This is a genomic window from Dyadobacter crusticola DSM 16708 (assembly GCF_000701505.1).
GTDB lineage: Bacteria > Bacteroidota > Bacteroidia > Cytophagales > Spirosomataceae > Dyadobacter > Dyadobacter crusticola.
Genome location: NZ_JNJB01000004.1, coordinates 299,316 through 316,484 on the forward strand (window position 1 = coordinate 299,316; position 17,169 = coordinate 316,484).

Annotated in this window: 15 protein-coding genes; 2 read left to right on the forward strand and 13 right to left on the reverse strand. The window is 47.0% G+C overall.

The annotated features are described in order from the left end of the window. Window positions 1-18: 18 nt before the first annotated feature. Window positions 19-2,100 carry a PAS domain-containing sensor histidine kinase gene (locus Q369_RS28215; protein WP_157488048.1) on the reverse strand — a complete coding sequence of 694 codons (2,082 nt, stop codon included), beginning with the start codon at window positions 2,098-2,100 and terminating at the stop codon, window positions 19-21. Between the two features lie 219 nt (window positions 2,101-2,319). Here Q369_RS28215 and Q369_RS0104835 point away from each other — a divergent pair, with 219 nt between their 5' ends. Together Q369_RS0104835 and Q369_RS0104840 are read left to right on the forward strand one after the other, a co-directional pair. Further along, window positions 2,320-4,323, forward strand: coding sequence for a hybrid sensor histidine kinase/response regulator (locus tag Q369_RS0104835; RefSeq protein ID WP_229206733.1), 2,004 nt, complete (start codon window positions 2,320-2,322; stop codon window positions 4,321-4,323). Between the two features lie 55 nt (window positions 4,324-4,378). Beyond that, the gene (locus Q369_RS0104840; RefSeq protein WP_031526681.1) at window positions 4,379-4,900 is read left to right on the forward strand and encodes a DUF4142 domain-containing protein; all 522 of its coding nucleotides are present in this window, start codon (window positions 4,379-4,381) and stop codon (window positions 4,898-4,900) included. Between the two features lie 59 nt (window positions 4,901-4,959). On the opposite strand, the gene Q369_RS0104845 is transcribed toward Q369_RS0104840, so the two are convergent. The 12 genes from Q369_RS0104845 to Q369_RS0104900 form a co-directional block, all read right to left on the reverse strand. Then, window positions 4,960-5,511, reverse strand: a complete 552-nt coding sequence (locus tag Q369_RS0104845; protein ID WP_051663920.1) for a phage holin family protein — start codon at window positions 5,509-5,511, stop codon at window positions 4,960-4,962. 7 nt (window positions 5,512-5,518) lie between these two features. Next, on the reverse strand, window positions 5,519-6,814 hold the full coding sequence (locus Q369_RS0104850) for an NAD(P)/FAD-dependent oxidoreductase (RefSeq protein WP_031526683.1): 1,296 nt from the start codon (window positions 6,812-6,814) through the stop codon (window positions 5,519-5,521). 103 nt (window positions 6,815-6,917) lie between these two features. Next, window positions 6,918-7,646 (reverse strand): methyltransferase family protein, encoded by a 729-nt coding sequence (locus tag Q369_RS0104855; protein ID WP_031526684.1) that lies wholly within the window; start codon window positions 7,644-7,646, stop codon window positions 6,918-6,920. Then, window positions 7,646-8,395 carry a carboxy-S-adenosyl-L-methionine synthase CmoA gene (gene cmoA, locus Q369_RS0104860; RefSeq protein WP_031526685.1) on the reverse strand — a complete coding sequence of 250 codons (750 nt, stop codon included), beginning with the start codon at window positions 8,393-8,395 and terminating at the stop codon, window positions 7,646-7,648. The genes Q369_RS0104855 and cmoA overlap by 1 nt, the downstream gene beginning before the upstream one ends. Before the next feature lie 148 nt (window positions 8,396-8,543). Beyond that, entirely contained in the window at window positions 8,544-9,116 is a 573-nt protein-coding gene (locus Q369_RS0104865) for a DUF4833 domain-containing protein (protein WP_031526686.1), read from the reverse strand. Window positions 9,117-9,130: 14 nt separating this feature from the next. Then, a complete protein-coding gene (locus Q369_RS0104870; RefSeq protein WP_229206734.1) occupies window positions 9,131-10,036 on the reverse strand; it encodes a PfkB family carbohydrate kinase in 906 nt (301 codons plus the stop codon). A 7-nt stretch (window positions 10,037-10,043) separates the two neighbouring features. Further along, window positions 10,044-10,754: an HAD family hydrolase gene (locus Q369_RS0104875; protein ID WP_031526688.1), complete on the reverse strand. Its 711-nt coding sequence runs from the start codon at window positions 10,752-10,754 to the stop codon at window positions 10,044-10,046. A 201-nt stretch (window positions 10,755-10,955) separates the two neighbouring features. Continuing rightward, window positions 10,956-11,972, reverse strand: a complete 1,017-nt coding sequence (locus tag Q369_RS0104880) for a lysylphosphatidylglycerol synthase transmembrane domain-containing protein (protein ID WP_031526689.1) — start codon at window positions 11,970-11,972, stop codon at window positions 10,956-10,958. Further along, complete coding sequence (locus Q369_RS0104885; protein ID WP_031526690.1) at window positions 11,953-12,924, reverse strand: CDP-alcohol phosphatidyltransferase family protein; 972 nt, start codon at window positions 12,922-12,924, stop codon at window positions 11,953-11,955. Before Q369_RS0104885 ends, Q369_RS0104880 begins: the two co-directional genes overlap by 20 nt. Further along, window positions 12,924-13,826 carry a hypothetical protein gene (locus Q369_RS0104890; RefSeq protein WP_229206735.1) on the reverse strand — a complete coding sequence of 301 codons (903 nt, stop codon included), beginning with the start codon at window positions 13,824-13,826 and terminating at the stop codon, window positions 12,924-12,926. Before Q369_RS0104890 ends, Q369_RS0104885 begins: the two co-directional genes overlap by 1 nt. 24 nt (window positions 13,827-13,850) lie before the next feature. Beyond that, window positions 13,851-14,564, reverse strand: a complete 714-nt coding sequence (locus Q369_RS0104895; protein ID WP_031526692.1) for a nucleotidyltransferase family protein — start codon at window positions 14,562-14,564, stop codon at window positions 13,851-13,853. Window positions 14,565-14,589: 25 nt separating this feature from the next. Then, entirely contained in the window at window positions 14,590-17,160 is a 2,571-nt protein-coding gene (locus tag Q369_RS0104900) for a DUF5686 and carboxypeptidase-like regulatory domain-containing protein (RefSeq protein WP_031526693.1), read from the reverse strand. Between the last annotated feature and the right edge of the window lie 9 nt (window positions 17,161-17,169).

A 17,169-nucleotide genomic window follows, 5' to 3' on the forward strand; every position in this document is an offset into this window, starting at 1 on the left:
TTTTATACCAACAAGAAATCAATCCCTGTTAACAGGCAGGTAGACATTGAAAGTAGCACCTTCTCCCGGCCGGCCCTCGGCACTTATATAACCGTGGTGGTTCTGCACGATTTTCTTGCAGATTGCCAGTCCGATACCGGTTCCCTCGTACTCATTTTTCCCGTGCAGTCTTTGAAACAGATCGAAAATGCGGCTTTCGTATTGCTGATCGAAACCGATCCCGTTGTCTTCCACGCTGATCTTGTAAAACTCACTTTCGTCTCCTTCTCTGGTGGTGACCTCACAATGAATGCGGATCAGCGGTGTTTCTCCCTGCCTGCTGTATTTGATTCCGTTACTTACCAGATTTTGCATGAGTTGATAAAACTGAACAGGTATTACGGCCATCGTGGGCAGCTTACCAAGTTCAAAAACAACCTTTTTCTCGTCAATAACCCCTTCCAGGTCTGTTATCACCTCCTGCACAATCCCGTTAAGATCAGTATTCACGAATTGTACGTCGCGTGAATTTGTCCCCGAGTAACTCAGCAGCGCTTCGATCAGCTTCTGCATCCGGGCGGCCGCCAGCATAATGCGGTTGAAATAATCGGTCGAACTTTCTGAGAGGTGTTTTTCTCTTTCCAGTATCCTGCCACTGAATGCGCGGATTTTTCGGAGCGGCTCCTGCAGATCGTGGGAGGCAACATAACTGAAAGATGCAAGCTCCTCGTTGTTTCTGCGCAGCTCAATATTTTTTACCCGCAGCGCTTCATTCAATTTGATATCCTTGGAAACATCCTGCAAAGCGCCGATCATCAGCTGGTTACCCGCTTCCAGAATAAAGTTGCCGCTCAGGCGCAAGTACTTGATGTCGCCCGAACGCGTAACTACACGATAAGTACTCTGGAGCAGTACCTTTGTTTCAAAAGCGCGGATACCGTCGCGAATAGCCTTACCCCGGTCGGCCGGGTGCAAAAACGAAATGAATTGCTCAAAAGATGGCGTAAACTCCTGCGGCTCGTAGCCGATCAGGCGGTAAAGATTGTCGGAACATTCCAGTTCATTGGTGGTAAGGTTCCATGCATAGCTGCCCACATTCGCATTCTCTTCCGAATGCTTGAAGATAGAATTCTGAATTTTCAGTTTCCGGTTCAGGTCCAGCAGCTCCATATCCGAGCGGAGCTGTTCCGTGATATTCCGCTCCGTAACAGTAACACCGTCACCCAGTTTCTCAATCGAAGCATCATACCAGTTGATCTCCCCTCCGTACGCGTGGCTCACCTGGTATCTGTCGCCCTGCCCCGTTTCCAGGCACTTCGTCAGCTTCTCGAAGACACCGTTATCAAAGATGGCGGGATAAACGTCACTGCACATCGCGCCAATTATTCCGGTTTGCTCCCGGGTTTTGCGAAAAAATGATTCTGCATTGGTATACAATATCCGGAAGTCAACAACCCGGTTGTTCTCGTTCCTGACAGCCTCAAAAGATGTGATACTGTTGCTGGTCGTGTTCAGGATAGATTGTAAAAACTCTTCAGATCTTTTCAGCTGCGCGGTCCTTTGCTCCACTTTACGTTCGAGCTCCTCGGCGAAATTTTTCTGCTCGTGCACATCCATACATCCGCCCACATACCCGATAAAAACACCATCGGCTGTGTACCTCGGTACGCCCCTGTCCCAGATCCATCGATACGTCCCGTCGAACCGCCGAAGCCTGTATTCCATGCTGAAATCCTGCCGGGCGTCGAAATTTGTATTGTAGATGTGGATGCAACGTTCCAGATCGTCGGGATGAACACCCGCTGCCCAGCCGTCGCCGAATTCCTGTTCAATAGTCTTACCCGTGAAATCCAGCCAGCCTTTATTGAAGAAGTAGCAGCCTTTATCAACGCCCGCCAGCCAGATCAGAACGGGTGCAGTATCGGCAATGATCCTGAACCGCTCCTCACTTTCACGTATCTTAGCTTCGGCTTCGATCCACCCGTCACCCCGCACGTCAGCCTGCTGCCTGGAAGAGGAAACGTTATGATCACGTGCTATCGCCAGCTCCTGTTCCAACTCGGCAATCCGTTGTATTAATGAGTTATAATCTGCATTCATGCCGTACAGCAATATTGTCACTTATCAATTTACAAGATCAGGCTTTATTCGCAATCTCAATCTTGAATAAACATGCAATTATATGTACTTTCGAAAGCAATGTCAGGGATTTGATTACCGTTCAATAGTTTATTTTTTTAGTGACATTGTAATTTCCTGACCGACCTGATCCAGCCCTGAAACAGCTGCTGGAAACCTCTTTAATTTTAACCTTCTTCTACAAAAAACAGCAGATCCCGAATGAGTTTACCAGCGACAGGAGACGAAGCTTTCAGGCGAACCATTTCGCAAGATGATATCGAGCGGGAGCTGCTGCAGGAGAAGCTGGCTGTTATATTCCAGTATTCGCCGGATGCACATCTTTTATTTGATGAAAACGGGATCATAGACTGTAACCAGGCAGCGGTAACAATGCTGGGCTGCAAAGACAAGAATGAGCTGCTGTCCATTCACCCGGCGGCTTTTTCCCCGGAATACCAGCCCGACGGCCGCCTTTCTTCTGAAAAGTCCCGGGAAATGGATCGGCTGGCCTACGAGAGCGGCTATAACAGATTTGAATGGATTCACAGGAGAATGAATGGCGAAGAGTTCCCGGTCGAAGTTACCCTGAACCCTGTCCCGATCAATAACAAGAAGGTTTTGCTGGTTGTATGGCATGATATTACCCACCGGAAGCAGGCAGAGGAGGCAGTCAGGCGCAGCGAGGCGATGCTGGCCGAATCGCAGCAGCTTACGCATAGCGGCAGCTGGGAAGCGGATCTGGTTACGGGCCAAAACTTCTGGTCGGACGAGGCTTTCCGGATTTTCGGTTTGGAGCCAAACAATGCAGGCCCGGATACCGAGCTTTTTTCCCGGATGATCCACCCGGATGATCTTCATTTATACAAAAAACATATAAAAGAGGCCATTAACAACCTTCAACCGGCGAGCTTTGATCTGCGGATTGTGCTGCCGGACGGGAATATCAAGTTCATACACGCCATTGGTAAACCTTATTCAGACGCTTCCGGTAAGGTGATCAAGCTATACGGCGCGATCATGGATATTGACAATCAGAAGAAAACCGAGCAAGAGCTGATCCGTGCCAAAGAAATGGCAGAAACGGCAGCAATTGCCAAGTCGCAATTCCTGTCTACAATGAGCCACGAGATCCGCACGCCAATGAATGCGGTCATCGGCTTTACCCATTTGCTGCTGCAGCAAAATCCTACTCCGGAACAAATGGAGTATCTGAATATTCTGAAATTTTCGGCGGAGAACCTCCTCGTGCTCATCAATGACATCCTTGATTTCAGCAAGATAGAGGCGGGCAAGATCGAGTTTGAGGAGACTGCTTTCAATGTATTGTTCCTCCTGGAAAATATCCGCTCGGCCGTTCTCCAGAAAGCCAACGAAAAAGGGATACTGCTCAAACTGAAAGTAACCAACAGCGTGAATGTAACTGTCACAGGCGACCCGGTCAGACTGGGCCAGATATTGACGAATCTGGTGAGCAATGCGGTGAAGTTTACAGAAAGTGGAAAAGTGACGATCTCGGCCGATGTGGCCAAACGTGAGGGAGATACAGTTCTGATAGATTTTCGGGTAGAAGATACCGGGATCGGAATCCCGCCTGACAAGATCGACAACATATTCGACAGCTTTACCCAGGCAACTTCCGATACTACACGCAAATACGGTGGTTCAGGTCTGGGCCTTACGATCACCAAGCGGCTCCTGGAATTACAGCAAAGCAAGATTTATGTCGATAGCGAACCGGGAAAAGGCTCGGCATTCTATTTCAGCCTGGCTTTCAAAATCAGTGAAAAGCAACTTGCCGAGCAGCGTGCGGGTGGTTTTACAAATACATTCAGCCTGGAAGGAATGCGGGTACTTATCGTGGAGGACAATGCGATTAACGTGCTCCTGATGCGCAACTTCATGAGGCAATGGAAAGTAGAGCACGATGTAGCCAACAATGGGCTGGTTGCATTGGAAAAAGTGCAATCAGGCGACTATGATCTCGTCTTAATGGATCTACAAATGCCTGAAATGGATGGCTACGAGGCTACTCAAAAAATCAGACAGCTTCCTGGTGAGAAATATGCCAGGCTCCCCATTATCGCACTTACCGCTTCGGCTATGATGGATATTAAGGATATTGCATTTACGGTTGGAATGACCGATTATATCAGCAAACCTTTCAGTCCGGCTGAGCTTTATTCAAAAATTGCTGCTTATAGAAAGGACAATGACCTTTCGTAGCGCCGCCACTTGGCACAATATTATTCGAGCTTGCAACCACATCAATGCAACTCACATGAAAAAGCCTGGCGTGTTTTTACTGCTTCTGCTTACCGCAACCTTTTCCTGCACTGAAAATGATGAAAGTGCACGAAATATCACGATTACCGAAGACGACCGGGCGTTTGTACTTGTTGCAGCCGATGAAGGGATTTTCCAGATAAGCGCGGGCCAACTTGCATTGGAAAATCAGGCTTCCAAACCCCACGCAGACTTCGCTCAGCTCATCATCGATGGTTACACGAAATCCAACGAGGAGTTGAAGGCATTTGCCGCCGACAAAAAGCTGACCATTCGAAATACGATCTCGAATGAGCGCCAGCAGGCACTTGACAGCCTCGCCGCACGCAGGGCGGTTGCATTTGATACCACTTATGCAGCTACCATGATTAGTACACACACCCAGACTATCTCTTACTTTGAAGAACAAGCGGACATTGTTTCGGACGCGGCACTGAAATCCTGGATAGAAGGGAAATTACCTGTTCTCCGCAGCTATGTGGAACAGGCGAAAGCTTTAAGTGAGCTGCCGGAATAATGCAGTGAATTAAATAGAGGAAACATTCTACTTTAAAGCTGACAGGCTGTTAAACGTGATTATCCCCAATGGGAGTAACCATCGTTGGTCAGGATATCCCGGCCATTCTGCTGCTTGAAGTCCTGAATAATCGAATCCCGCTCAGCCATGTTTTTGGGATCAACACTGATGATGATACCACCTTCTTTGACGCCTTCCTCGTATGTTTCAGAATGCGTAGAAGGAATTCTCGCGCCTATTATCCCTCCTAGTGTCCTCCCGGTAATCGCCCCGGTAATTCCCGCGACGACCGGCCCGGCTATGGAGATACCAAGGCCAGGTACAGCGATCAGGCTCAATGACATTAAAAAGCCGGTGAATGCACCTGTCGCCCCGCCGATTACTTTTCCCTTTTCTTCCTCGTTTGCCGGTTTGGATTCAGGCTCTGAATGATCGCTGGAGTCGCTTAAATGCTTATTCAAAGTTTCATCGGACATCAAAACAGAGATCTCGTCTTCTGAATAGCCTCTCTTCAAAAGCGATTTATAGGCTTTGTCGGCGTCGGCCCTCGTCAGGAAAACTGCGGACACCGTGCCCGGCGAGTCGTAGGCGTAAGATGAAGATTCTGTCATGATGTAATCAGATACTTGGGACTTTTTGTACAGGAGCTTCCTGTTCCTCTCGTTCGGCCGGCTTGATAATCATCCGCAGAGACTGGTCCTTCGTGAAATAAGCGACCATCCAGTTATACAACGTCTTAATCCTGTTACGCTGATTGATCAATGCGATCAGGTGAATGAAGAGCCAGGCTAGCCAGGCGATAAGACCTTTGAAATGCAACTTGGGCCTAGGCATATCCACCACCGCTTTTGCACGGCCGATAATTGCCATTGAACCTTTATCGTGATAAGAAAACGCTTTCAGCGGCTTGTTTTCGTCGGCAGCCTTGAAGTTGCGGGCCAATGTTTTACCCTGCTGTATAGCTACTTGTGCGACCTGTGGGTGTCCCTGCGGGAAATTGCTGTCGGTCAGCTGCAAACAAGCGTCGCCAATTGCATATACATTAGGCAGCCCGTTAATTTTATTATAAGCATCTACGAGCATCCTCCGTCCTCTTCCATAAGCTTCCGGCGGTATTCCATCGAATATTTTACCTGTAACCCCGGCAGCCCAGATCAGCGTTTTCGTTTCAATAAATTCGCCGTCAGTGAAGTAAACCTTATCGTCCTTGAAATCGACTACGTGGGCATTCAGCTTGATTTTCACCCCCAGTTTGTTGAGCGCTTCGTAAGTATCCTGCTGCGATTTCACGCTCATCGGAGAAAGTAATGCATCTCCCCCGTCGACCAGGTAAATTTCACTGCCTTTTCCGGCGAGCTCGGGGTATTCTTTCCGCAGTACGCCATTTCGCATTTCCGCAAACATCCCCGAAATCTCCACGCCTGTGGGTCCACCACCTGCAATTACCACGGTAAGCAACTTTTTCAATTCATCCGGGTCCTCGCAGATAGTCGCTTTCTCCATTTGCTGGAGTAACTTATTCCGCATTCCGATCGCATCCTCCAAAGTTTTCATCGGTGTGGAATTGTTTTTCACGTTTTCCATTCCAAAAAAATTGGTTTCCGCACCCGTCGCGAATACAAGCTGATCGTATTCCAGCTCGCCGTTTGCGAGTATGACCCGGTTTTCCTCAGGTATTACCTTAGTCAACTCGCCGAGTCGGAAATGCAGGTTTTTCCTTTCTGAAAACAACTTCCGGAAAGGATAGCTGATACTGGAAGGTTCCAGGAATGCCGTAGCAACCTGGTATATCAATGGAGGAAAAAAATTGTAGTTGTTTTTATCCACCAATGTAACATCAAACTTCTTGTTTTTGGCAAGGTCCATAGCCAGGTTCACACCTGCAAATCCTCCTCCAATGATAACGATTCTCATAAGTCCTGTTTTAATCTTAGGGGGTTATGACTTTTATGTTAATTCAGAAGGGTTCAGGTTTTATTAACTGCCAAATAGTATGCCAAAGCTTTTCAAAAGTGCATTACGCCATTGTATCAGTCATTTTTCCTGATTTTTTCAGATAACGGACATAGCCATAAACGGCACCAAGCACCAGTACAATCGCGACGAATAGGATCATGCGCGAGTCACTATCAGGCACCAGCTGGGGATATTTGAAGATCAGGATTGCCGAGACACCTAGCAACCAGACCAACAGCGTGTTATACTCTTTGAGCACCCACCTTTTGTAATTAAACTTCATCCCTTCAAATGCGCGGGATATACCGCCGAAATTGATCAGCCAGCGATTCACCCTGCTGCAATACGCGTCGAACTGAGCACCGAATTTGTTACGCAGAAAGTTTTCTTCCGCAAGCACGATTGCCTGATAAATAAACAGAAAAAGGGGCATTACGATTCCCACATAGATGAGCGAATTGGCAAGAATGCCAACACCCAGTAACATCAGGATATTTCCGACATAAAGCGGGTTGCGGCAGTGATTGAAGATCCCTTCGGTCACCAGCTTTTCAGCATATACCTTCTTGTCTTTCCCACCACGAATGATATAAGCCAGGCCGATTGTAATGCCGCGGATAATTTCTCCTGCAAATGTGACGAGCAGCCCGAGAATGATCGGGTACAAATAGTAATTTTCACCGAATTGCTCTGGCTTGAAAAGCAGCGGCGAAGGAAGAAAAAGTAGGAGGTAAAGAAAAATGAACAGATTGTTCCTGTACTTAAAAAAGAAGTTTCCTATCGCTATCATTATTTTTTATAAGCTATCATTCCTGAAAAATTGTACCACTTAAAGAATATTTCGCAATCCGCGAAACCGGCTTCCTTTAACAGAAGCATGTTTTCAGATAACTTATATGGAATCAGCACGTTTTCCAGCGCTTCTCTTTTCTGCGAGATTTCGAGCTCGCTGTAATGGTTTCTTCTTTTGTAGTTATAGTAATATTTAATGAAGTCGCGGTTGAAAACGGAGCTTTCGGCCAGTACCTTTTCCACCAACAGCAGCACACCACCCGGATTGAGGCCGTCGTAAATGTTACGCAAAAGCCGCTCGCGATATAGCGGCCTTACAAACTGCATGGTAAGGCAAAGAATGACTACTGAAGCATTTGAAATCGGCAGGGTTTCCTGCTGCAAGTCGCCGACCTGCAAATCGTAGGGACGCACAAAACCCGCTTCCTTGAATTTCAGGTCGCATTTTGCGAGCATCTCCGGAGATTCGTCAATGCCGATAAACTTAATGTCAGATGGGATAAGCTTGTCGACTTCAATGAGCGTGGTCCCGGTGGAGCAGCCCAGATCGTATAAATAGCTGCCTTCTTTGACGTGATCCGCGGCAATTTCCGCGAGCATGCGCTGTGTTTCGTTGTAGAACGGTACCGACCGGCTGACCATATCGTCAAACACCTTCACTACGGTAGTACCGAATTTAAAATCGGAAGCTTTGGTGATCTCGTCTTTGAAGACCTCGTCCTGACCTCCGTTCTCAATATGCTCCATTTGTCAATAGTTAGATTACGTTGAATTCCGGTTGCTTTTCGCTTGAAATAGAAAATTCCATTCCAAATATGCGAACTTGTTACGTAACCTGTACAAGCAACTGAATAATCCTGTGGCAATCTTATGACAATTTGGCGAATTGAGCCTCTCAGGAAGGTTTTATACGCTGAACAATCGTCTTGCCGGTAGCAAGTTCTGTTCCTTTCAATTCTATGTAAACAACATTTGGCGACCAGAATGTACCTCCGTCAATGCGGATGAACACCCGGCTGAGAATGCATTCTTTTTTGTCAATGGTAGTATAAACGTGGTAGTCGTTGCGGCTGTCTTTCCGAAGTTGCAGCGGCAGTTTGGAGTATGCTACCGAGCGGAGCTCGTAAGAAGCGTTTCCTTTGTCTTTAACATTGATCCCGTAAGCAAACTTGCGCTGAAGATAATTGAGCTCTCTTCGCTCACCGCCATCGGTATATCTGATCCAGAATGTATTGACAGGATCTTTAACACTGAGCCGGCCCTGTTTGTCGGTATTTAGCTGATAACAGATTGTATTCGCATTCGGGTCCCGTTGAATGTAGAATAGCAAACCCGGTACATTGCTGGGGACTGGAAACTCATCCGGATTGGGCAGCTTGTCGCCGTCCTTGTCGCCCGCGGAGAAAGTCCCTGAGTACGACGACAGTATCAGGCTCAATGCCATCAACCAATTCCTCACATATTTCATAATAGACAAACGCTTCAGTAAATGGCCTGCGCGATCACTTTACGATCACACTCTCCATGCATGACAACATGATTAACTGCCTCCTGGTTTCCCGAAAACGGCCCGGAAGACTGAATTTTTAATGTCGCCATTGCTGCGCCAAACTCCCCTGCTTCCTGCACATCCGCACCGCGTACTTTCTTGCTCAGGTATCCCGCCATATAAGTATCACCGCAGCCTGTCGCGTCCACGACAGCAGCTGGCTTAAAGGCTGGGATCTGATAGAAATGATCGTTTTTGTAGACGAGCGAACCCTTGCTGCCCAGCGTAATGATGACTTCCTTCACGCCCATTCCAGCCAGTATTTTTGCACCTTCACGGATATCAGAAGTACCGGCAATTACTTCCATTTCAAATTCATTTGCTTTCAGTATCGACACGTGCGGCAATGCTTCTTTCTTATCTGCCCAATCAGTGTAATACACTTTTTTATCTTTCACAAACCGTAGGTAGCCTTGAATGTCTAGCGAAACCTCGCCTTTGGATGCAAGATGTTTGAGCAGATCCAGCTGGATATCATCTGAGAGCAGCGGCCCGAGGTGGAAAATGCGGGCTTCTATCTCCGGCATTTGTTTCACGGTAAATGGAGCGGCTTTGTGCAGCACATTCTGTTCCCGGTGATCCTGATTGGCACTGTAAATATTTTCAAAGTAAACGGTGTAGGGACTGTCCTGAGAGAAAACTTCAATGCGTTCATCTCTGAGCGACTTTACAATGTGGCCTTCCTCCTCTGCCAGTGCAGTGACCAGCATGTATTTTACATCAAAATCCCGCAGCGCCTTTGAAAAATAAAACGAAGTGCCGCCTGGCATATAGTTGACCGACTGTGTGGTCACAACCTTATCAAGGGTGATATGCCCTATCGTACAGATTTCGTACATAAGCTTTTTAATAGAATTGATTTATAACCTCTGCGGCCTGAGCAAAATCAGCAATTTCCACAACTCCTTCGAGCTGCTGACCCGGCGCGCCTGCATCTTCCCACCCGGCTACATTCAACCAGATTGCATTGCAGCCCAGCTGCCTGGCCGGAGCAATATCCTTTGAATAGGAATCCCCGATGATCACGCACTCGCCTGCATTCAAACCCAGCGCATCAATACCAAGCTGATAAATCTGCGGATCAGGCTTTCTCACGCCCACCACGGCAGATTCAACCACAGACTGGAAGTAACCCAGGATACCAAAATCTGCAAGTACGCTCTGAATGTTCCCGTAAAAATTGGAAACCATTACAACCGGATAATCTGCTGAGAGCGCTGCAAGAACCGGCTTTGCATTATCGACGGTAGTGTGTGCGAAATCATTGCATTCACGCGCGATAGCATTTATTGCGCTGTCATCAATATCGTGCCCGCTATCTTTCAGAAAATTGAACTGTTCAGTCAGTTTGAGCGAGAGAACGTCGTAGAATACATGATGCGGCTGTACGAGCGGTTTGATAGCCAATGCTCTTTCGCCGTACTTGTAAGCCTGTGAAAATGCATCCCTGTCAACGTTCACCTGATTGTGCTGGTAAGCTTCCCACAAAACATGCGCCCAATGCAGGCCATTGGTGTCGATTGTACCACCGTAATCAAGTAGAATTCCTTTAATCATATTTGGCTTTGGCTGTTGGCTGTTAGCTATTGGCTGCTAGCTATGCCTTATTTACTTACTATTCTGTTTTTCTTATTATATCTATTTCAAACCTTCCTAAAAGCTTATAGCTGTTGCCTGTTAGCTACCGCCTTATTTACTTACTATTCTGTTTTCTTATTATATCTATTTCAAACCTTCCTAAAAGCTAATAGCTAACGGCTAATAGCTTTTAGCAACCAATACCGGCTTCGAGTTTGTCTTCTTATTAACCAATGCAAGTCCTATGATGATCCACACGATCTCTCTGATACGCATTACAATTCCGATGAAAATTCCCTGCGAGGCTGCCAGTCCTACGCTTCGCAATGCGAGCACGAGGCCGCCTTCGCGGGTACCCAGCTGCATTGGGAAAAAGAATATCAGGTTGGCGAAAAGAGAAGAGCCGGAGCTTACAATCAGGGATTGCGAGAGCGACATTTCCATTCCAATTGCGTGGGCAGTAAAGAATATTTCAAGACAGCCGATCACTCGGGCTACGAATTCGTAGAATAAGGATGCGTAAAATACATTGCGTCGCTGCGCGTAAAGAATGCGGATCTGCTCGTCAACTTCGTACAGGTTCTCTGCATTTTTGATCGCAAACTCCCGCGCTTTGTTCCCCACAAAAGGCAGCTTTTCAAGCAGTCGGAAGGTGCTTACCATGAAACCTTTTTTGTACACATTGATAAACCAATAACCCAGGACCAACCCCACGACGAGCAAAATCCCGCAACCTGCGAGCATTACATCGCTGAGCGGAACCACTGCGACAATCAGCACAATGCTTGTCAGCCAGAAAATCACATGAGAAAACATGTGCATCAGACTGTAAAGCAGCACCGAAGAAGTCGCCTTTTGCAGGCCTAATGCAGGTTTAAGTTCCAGGATACGGTAAGGTTCGCCTCCTAATGCAACGAAGGGAGTAATGTAATTGATTGCGTAACCTGATATCGTCAGCCGCAACACTGCCCAAAAGGAAAGATCACTTTCTGGTACCGCGGGCTCGTGGATAATCGCTTTGAAAGCAAATGCATTCAGTATATAAATCAGCAGCCAGCTTCCGATCACGGGTACAAACCAGATTCCCGTCAGCTGAATGTTTTCCCAGATTACGCCGACCCCGGTACTATAGATCATATAGCCCAGAGAAATGACGCCGATCGCGAGAAAAACTGCCTTATATATTTTGGTATTCATTGATTTTGCCGCTCGTAATCTGCTGATGAAAATGCTTGCTGACTTTCTCCTGATTCGCAATCATATAAATCAGGATGGGATTCAGAACAAGCATATCGAAGAAGAAATAGATCCAGGACTGGTCGATAAACAGCCAGACGAACAGAAAAATCACGCGTGTATTGAACTGAACGATATTGGTATACTTCATTAAAGGCTTGTTCATTGCCCGAAAATCTATAACCAGCTTTTCCGGCAATGTGTTCCGGTATTTATCCCTTACAACCCAGAGTAATTTTTGGAGGTTTGGTGAAAAACTCTCCTGCATTTTGGTATAGTTCAGGTAAAAGCGGGCTACGAACTTCATTCCAAAATCCCGAGTCCAGCTTAGCTTGTCATATTCTGCCTGCAATTCGCGACTGTTGTCCAGCTCGCTACCGGATGTGCCTTTGATGAAGAATAAATGTACATTACGGTAATAATCCGCCATCGCGGATTGAACTACGTGCGACGCGCCGGCCAAAACTCCCCAAACCCAGATCCAGGCTGTCCAGCCTTCATTCATTCCCCGCAAACACAATGCAACGTGAATGGAAATAAACCAGAAATCGCCCGCTGCTCCGTCGAGAATGCGACCGAGGCGGCTTTTGTCATTGGTCATTCTCGCCAGCTGTCCGTCGGCACTATCCAGTGAATTGGCGAAGACCAGTAACAGCATTCCGATTACATTGATCCAAAGCTCCTGATAGTAAAACAGGATACCCGCTCCGACCCCGAAGAAAATACTGACAATCGTTACCGGGTTAGGCCTGATACCTACTTTGGCACAAAACAATGCGATCTGGTACCCGATCGGGCGATAGAACCAGATGTCGATCTGCTCCTCGGTATCGCGTGATTTTAGTGAGTTTTGAAAGGCCGAATTACTGGCTTCGTCTTTTAATTCAGATGGTCCGGTAGTTGTAGTCTCCATTAATTGTCATTTGTAAATTCCTGAAAAATGCGGCCTGCGATATGCCCGGCTGCCTGGTCCCGGCAAGGTGCAAAGCTAGGCCAGTCGTTCAGATCGATTATGCGGAACTGTCCGTCCTGCCCGATGATCGCATCGCCCCCGTAAATACTTATGCCAACTGCCTTTGCTGCTTCGGTAGCAACCTGCTGCAAATGCGCAGAATCGAAAGTGTAATATGCCGAGTTTCCATTCACCTGCTGGTACTGTGCATATTTGTGGTGATTGTTATCGTAAGGATAAAACCAGAAGAAAAAGTCTGTCCCTCGCACGCCATAGAATTTCACCAGGTCACCCACCAGATTTTCAGAAATCACCGCATCCGGAATATCCCGCAATGCATATTCCCGCAGGATCTCTTTTGCTTCTTCCCGGGAAGCGGCAAAAGAAACATCTTCTTTATGGATCGCGTGAAAATCGCCGCGCTTGATCCAGTATCCCTTGCTTTTTATATCGTCGAAAACGGTTTCCTGATCGTAGGAAGTAGGCACGATGTAGCTGTCTGCAACGGGAATGTGGTGCTCGTTTAGTGCTTTTGTCAGATTGGTACGAAAGCAATTTTCAATGCCAAATGCCGAGTTAACTACTTTTACGCCGCTGTTTTCCAGTTCCTGCAACCGGGCTACAACCTGCTTTTGTCTCGCCATTGTAAAAATCCGGGGCTGCTTCACTTCTCCCATTGCAAGGAACTCGTCCTCACAACAAATACTGACTTTGCAACCCATTTGTTCAAGCGCCCTGGCCGTCAGCGAGAAAATCGCGTCGTCGTTGCCAATGTGATTTGGCGAATACTTTCTGTTTCGGTGTACGCCGAGTATTTCAATTTCATTCATACGCTGCCGGTAAATGAACCGGTCTTTAATCATTGGTGTCAGTTTGTTTTCTGATTTTCAGGCAAGGTTCTCCTCGCTCAAAAACGATTCTGCCGTCTCTATATCGCTCACGTGGTCTACGTCTACGATTTTGGAGAATGGATAAGCTTTCAGTTTAAGTCCTTCCCCGACAAGCTGCCGCTGGAAATTGCGCATTCTGGCAGTCCCGCTGCCGACAGATTTGCCAAGAACCCCGATCGCATCTTTACGTAAACAATAAATTCCTCCCGAGATATATCGGGTCTGCATTTCATTCGTATCTGTAAACGCCGTGATTATGTCACTTTCATTCACGTGTACGAAAAGCGGACTCTCGTCGTCGATAAATGAGGTAACCGCCATTTGCCCGTCCAGATCTGAATTGGATTCAAAAGCTGCGATGAATGCAGCAAATTCCTCTTCGCGAAAAATCGTATCGGTGGTAGTGAGACAAACCGCATCTATCTCTTCAACTCCATTCAGCAGCTCAAATGCACTGTGCAGCGAGCTGGGCGTCGATTTCTTAATAATATCAATGGGCAAATCCCTTTGTAATTCCAGCAAATGCGCTTCGAGCTCCGGGGAATTTTCATTTATTATAATCCGGATGCGCTCAGCCTGGTTCCGCATGAAAATGCCGATCAGCCTGTCTATCATCATCTCGCCGCAAAGCGGGACCATCGGCTTCGGAAGTTGAAAACCTTCGCTGGCGAGGCGGGAGCCTTCACCTGCGGCTATGATGGCGTAATTCATACTAATTGGTGTCTAAAAATTGATACTAGAAATCCAGCTTGAACCTGGCCCGAACGCCCCATTCAGAAACACCCGGATTGTCCAGGTAGCTAAACCTTTTCACCAGATCAACCCGGATCAGCTTAAAAATATTCGCGATGCCGACGCTGCCCTCAATGTAAGGCGCCCGTGACAACGTGTAGCTAATCGGCCGACCAGTTTCATCTACCGGGAAACGATACAGTGACGGATGCAATGCAGGATTATTTTCATCTCGCAAGCCGCCGACAAGACCTTTGAAACTGAACACTTCGCGCAACTTCAATCTTTTCAGCAATGGGATTTTATTGAACAAAAATCCATTCATATAATACTGTACATCCAGGCTTGCATAACGGTCGCTTACAAATTCCAGGAAGTTCATCAGGTTGAATGAATTGAGCTGGTATGCATAGGTCTGGTTGGCGCGGTGGATTGTCAGCAATGGAAACAATACATTTTTCCCGAAAATATAACCTCCCTCTCCCGTCACATCGGCATACCCGAACTGTGACAGATAAAAGCGTTTTGAAACATTACCTGAAAGATTGTGGTACCTGTTCTGTCCTGCGAAAACTCCCTTCAGACCTGCATTATACCTTACCGTAAATATCGGATAGCGGTTGATAATGGGTGTGCGGTACAATTTGCCCTGATAGAACTGCTCATTGGGTGCATACCGCAATTCAAAGTTCGCTTCTGTATTGTTCAGGATACCTTCATCCTGTAATGAACCGTCAGAGTCCAGACTTTCATAGCGAAGTATACCCGCAGCGCGCTGGCTCCATTGCGTGAAACCGATTTTGTAAGACAAATGACTGTCGAATTCTCTTACGTATTCCAGCTTGTAAATGTCGTTGTACAGCCAACGGTTATTGTCGCCCCGCTTGAATGAGAGCAGCAGGTTATCTTCCTGAACAAACTGCAATTCCTGCCCCGGGATTTTGGTATCGCGCTGGTAGCTTGCCCGTATATAGTTGAGCGGGAAATGGTAAACGGATTTATTATTGATAGAATAGGTCCCTGACAGGAAGTACTTCCACTTCTCGTCTTTGAAACCGTATGCAGTGTATGCTTCAAAATACACACGTTTGCTGAGCTCCGGCGTAGTTCTGCCGCCGAAACGTAACCTGAAACCTTCAACGGGGTTGAAACTGTAAAAGGTATTAAATGGCCCGATCTCAACTTTCCCGAATGATTTGTACCCGGCCAGGAACAATGTCGCAATATCCATTGTGCGCCGGAACGAGGGAATTGTTTGAAGCGTATCTATATTCTTGTAAATGTCCAGCTCGGTCGCTTCCAGCGGAATGTGGCGCGCGCTTCCCCAGAAAGACTCTCCTACTTTGATCTCAGGATTATATGCAATTTCCTCATTCGGGCCTCTGTAAACGCTGTCGGGCCGGCTCTGGTTGATTGTATAGTTCTTGAAGTTAACTACGCGGTGCCCGTACAAACCGGCACTTTTTTCTCCCAATGCGAATTCCATTGCCAGCGAAGTCTGGCTGGGGTGGTACCGCCCGTCAGCACTTTTCTCGAATTCGAGACTGGCTTCCAGGTCGCGCATGAAATTGAGGTTAATGTCTTTATTTACGGTCAGATACGCATTCTGAACACCATATTTTCCGTCCAATGTGACAAACAGCTTTCCTTCAAAAAGCATGTCAGTCTTGTTTCTTGGGACAAAGCCCAACTCGATCAGCCAGGGATCGTTGGTTTTAATGGTATCCCGGATGAAGAATTTGTAGAATGTAGGCGCTGTATTCGCAATCGGGCTCAGCAACAGGTTCGTGGCAATGGAGATATCGTTGTCGTAAATGTTGATATCTTCATACAACCGGTTGAAATAGGCGCTTAAACCTTCATTGTCCACAAACTTGGCATCAAATTCCGCCCGGCGGTTAGCCAGTACACGCTGCTTTTTGGTGTACGGACTTTTGCGGAAGTATACCTGCGAAAGCTTTTCCTCTATAAACGCAGGCAGCATATTCTTCCCGCCCATTGCGCTCGAATCCTGGGTTTTGAACAAAAACTGATAGTTCTTGAAAATACGTTTGTCCTTGAACCCGTCAGAAAGATTGCTCAATGCAAGCGAGATCTTTTCGTACTGTTCATATTCCACGTAGTCGTTCCCTGCCATTTTGTTTTCATCCTTGTGTGCGATCACCTCGCGAATGAGCTGTACAGCAGGGTTATCCTTATTCCGGTAGCGTCCTTTTCCTTTGATGGTCACCTCTTTGAGCATGGAAGCATCTACCGGCAACTTGACGTCGATCACCTGTGAAATACCGGGTGTGATCTGTTTTTCAACACTGAGATAACCTACGTAAGTAAATTTAACGGTAGCGTGATTCTCCCGGAGCGTCAGTGCGTAGCGACCGTCAACATCAGAAGCTGTTCCCATGGTCGTGCCCGGGATCAGTACCGATACGAAAGGCAGGGTTTCACCTGTTTTCGCGTCTGTAACGGTTCCTTTGATTGTAGTTGTATTTTGCGCTACGGCTACTCCGGACAGGATCTGTATCAAACAGATAACCGGAGCAATTTTATACCATACCGACTTAATTATTGTTTTCATTTTTGAAGA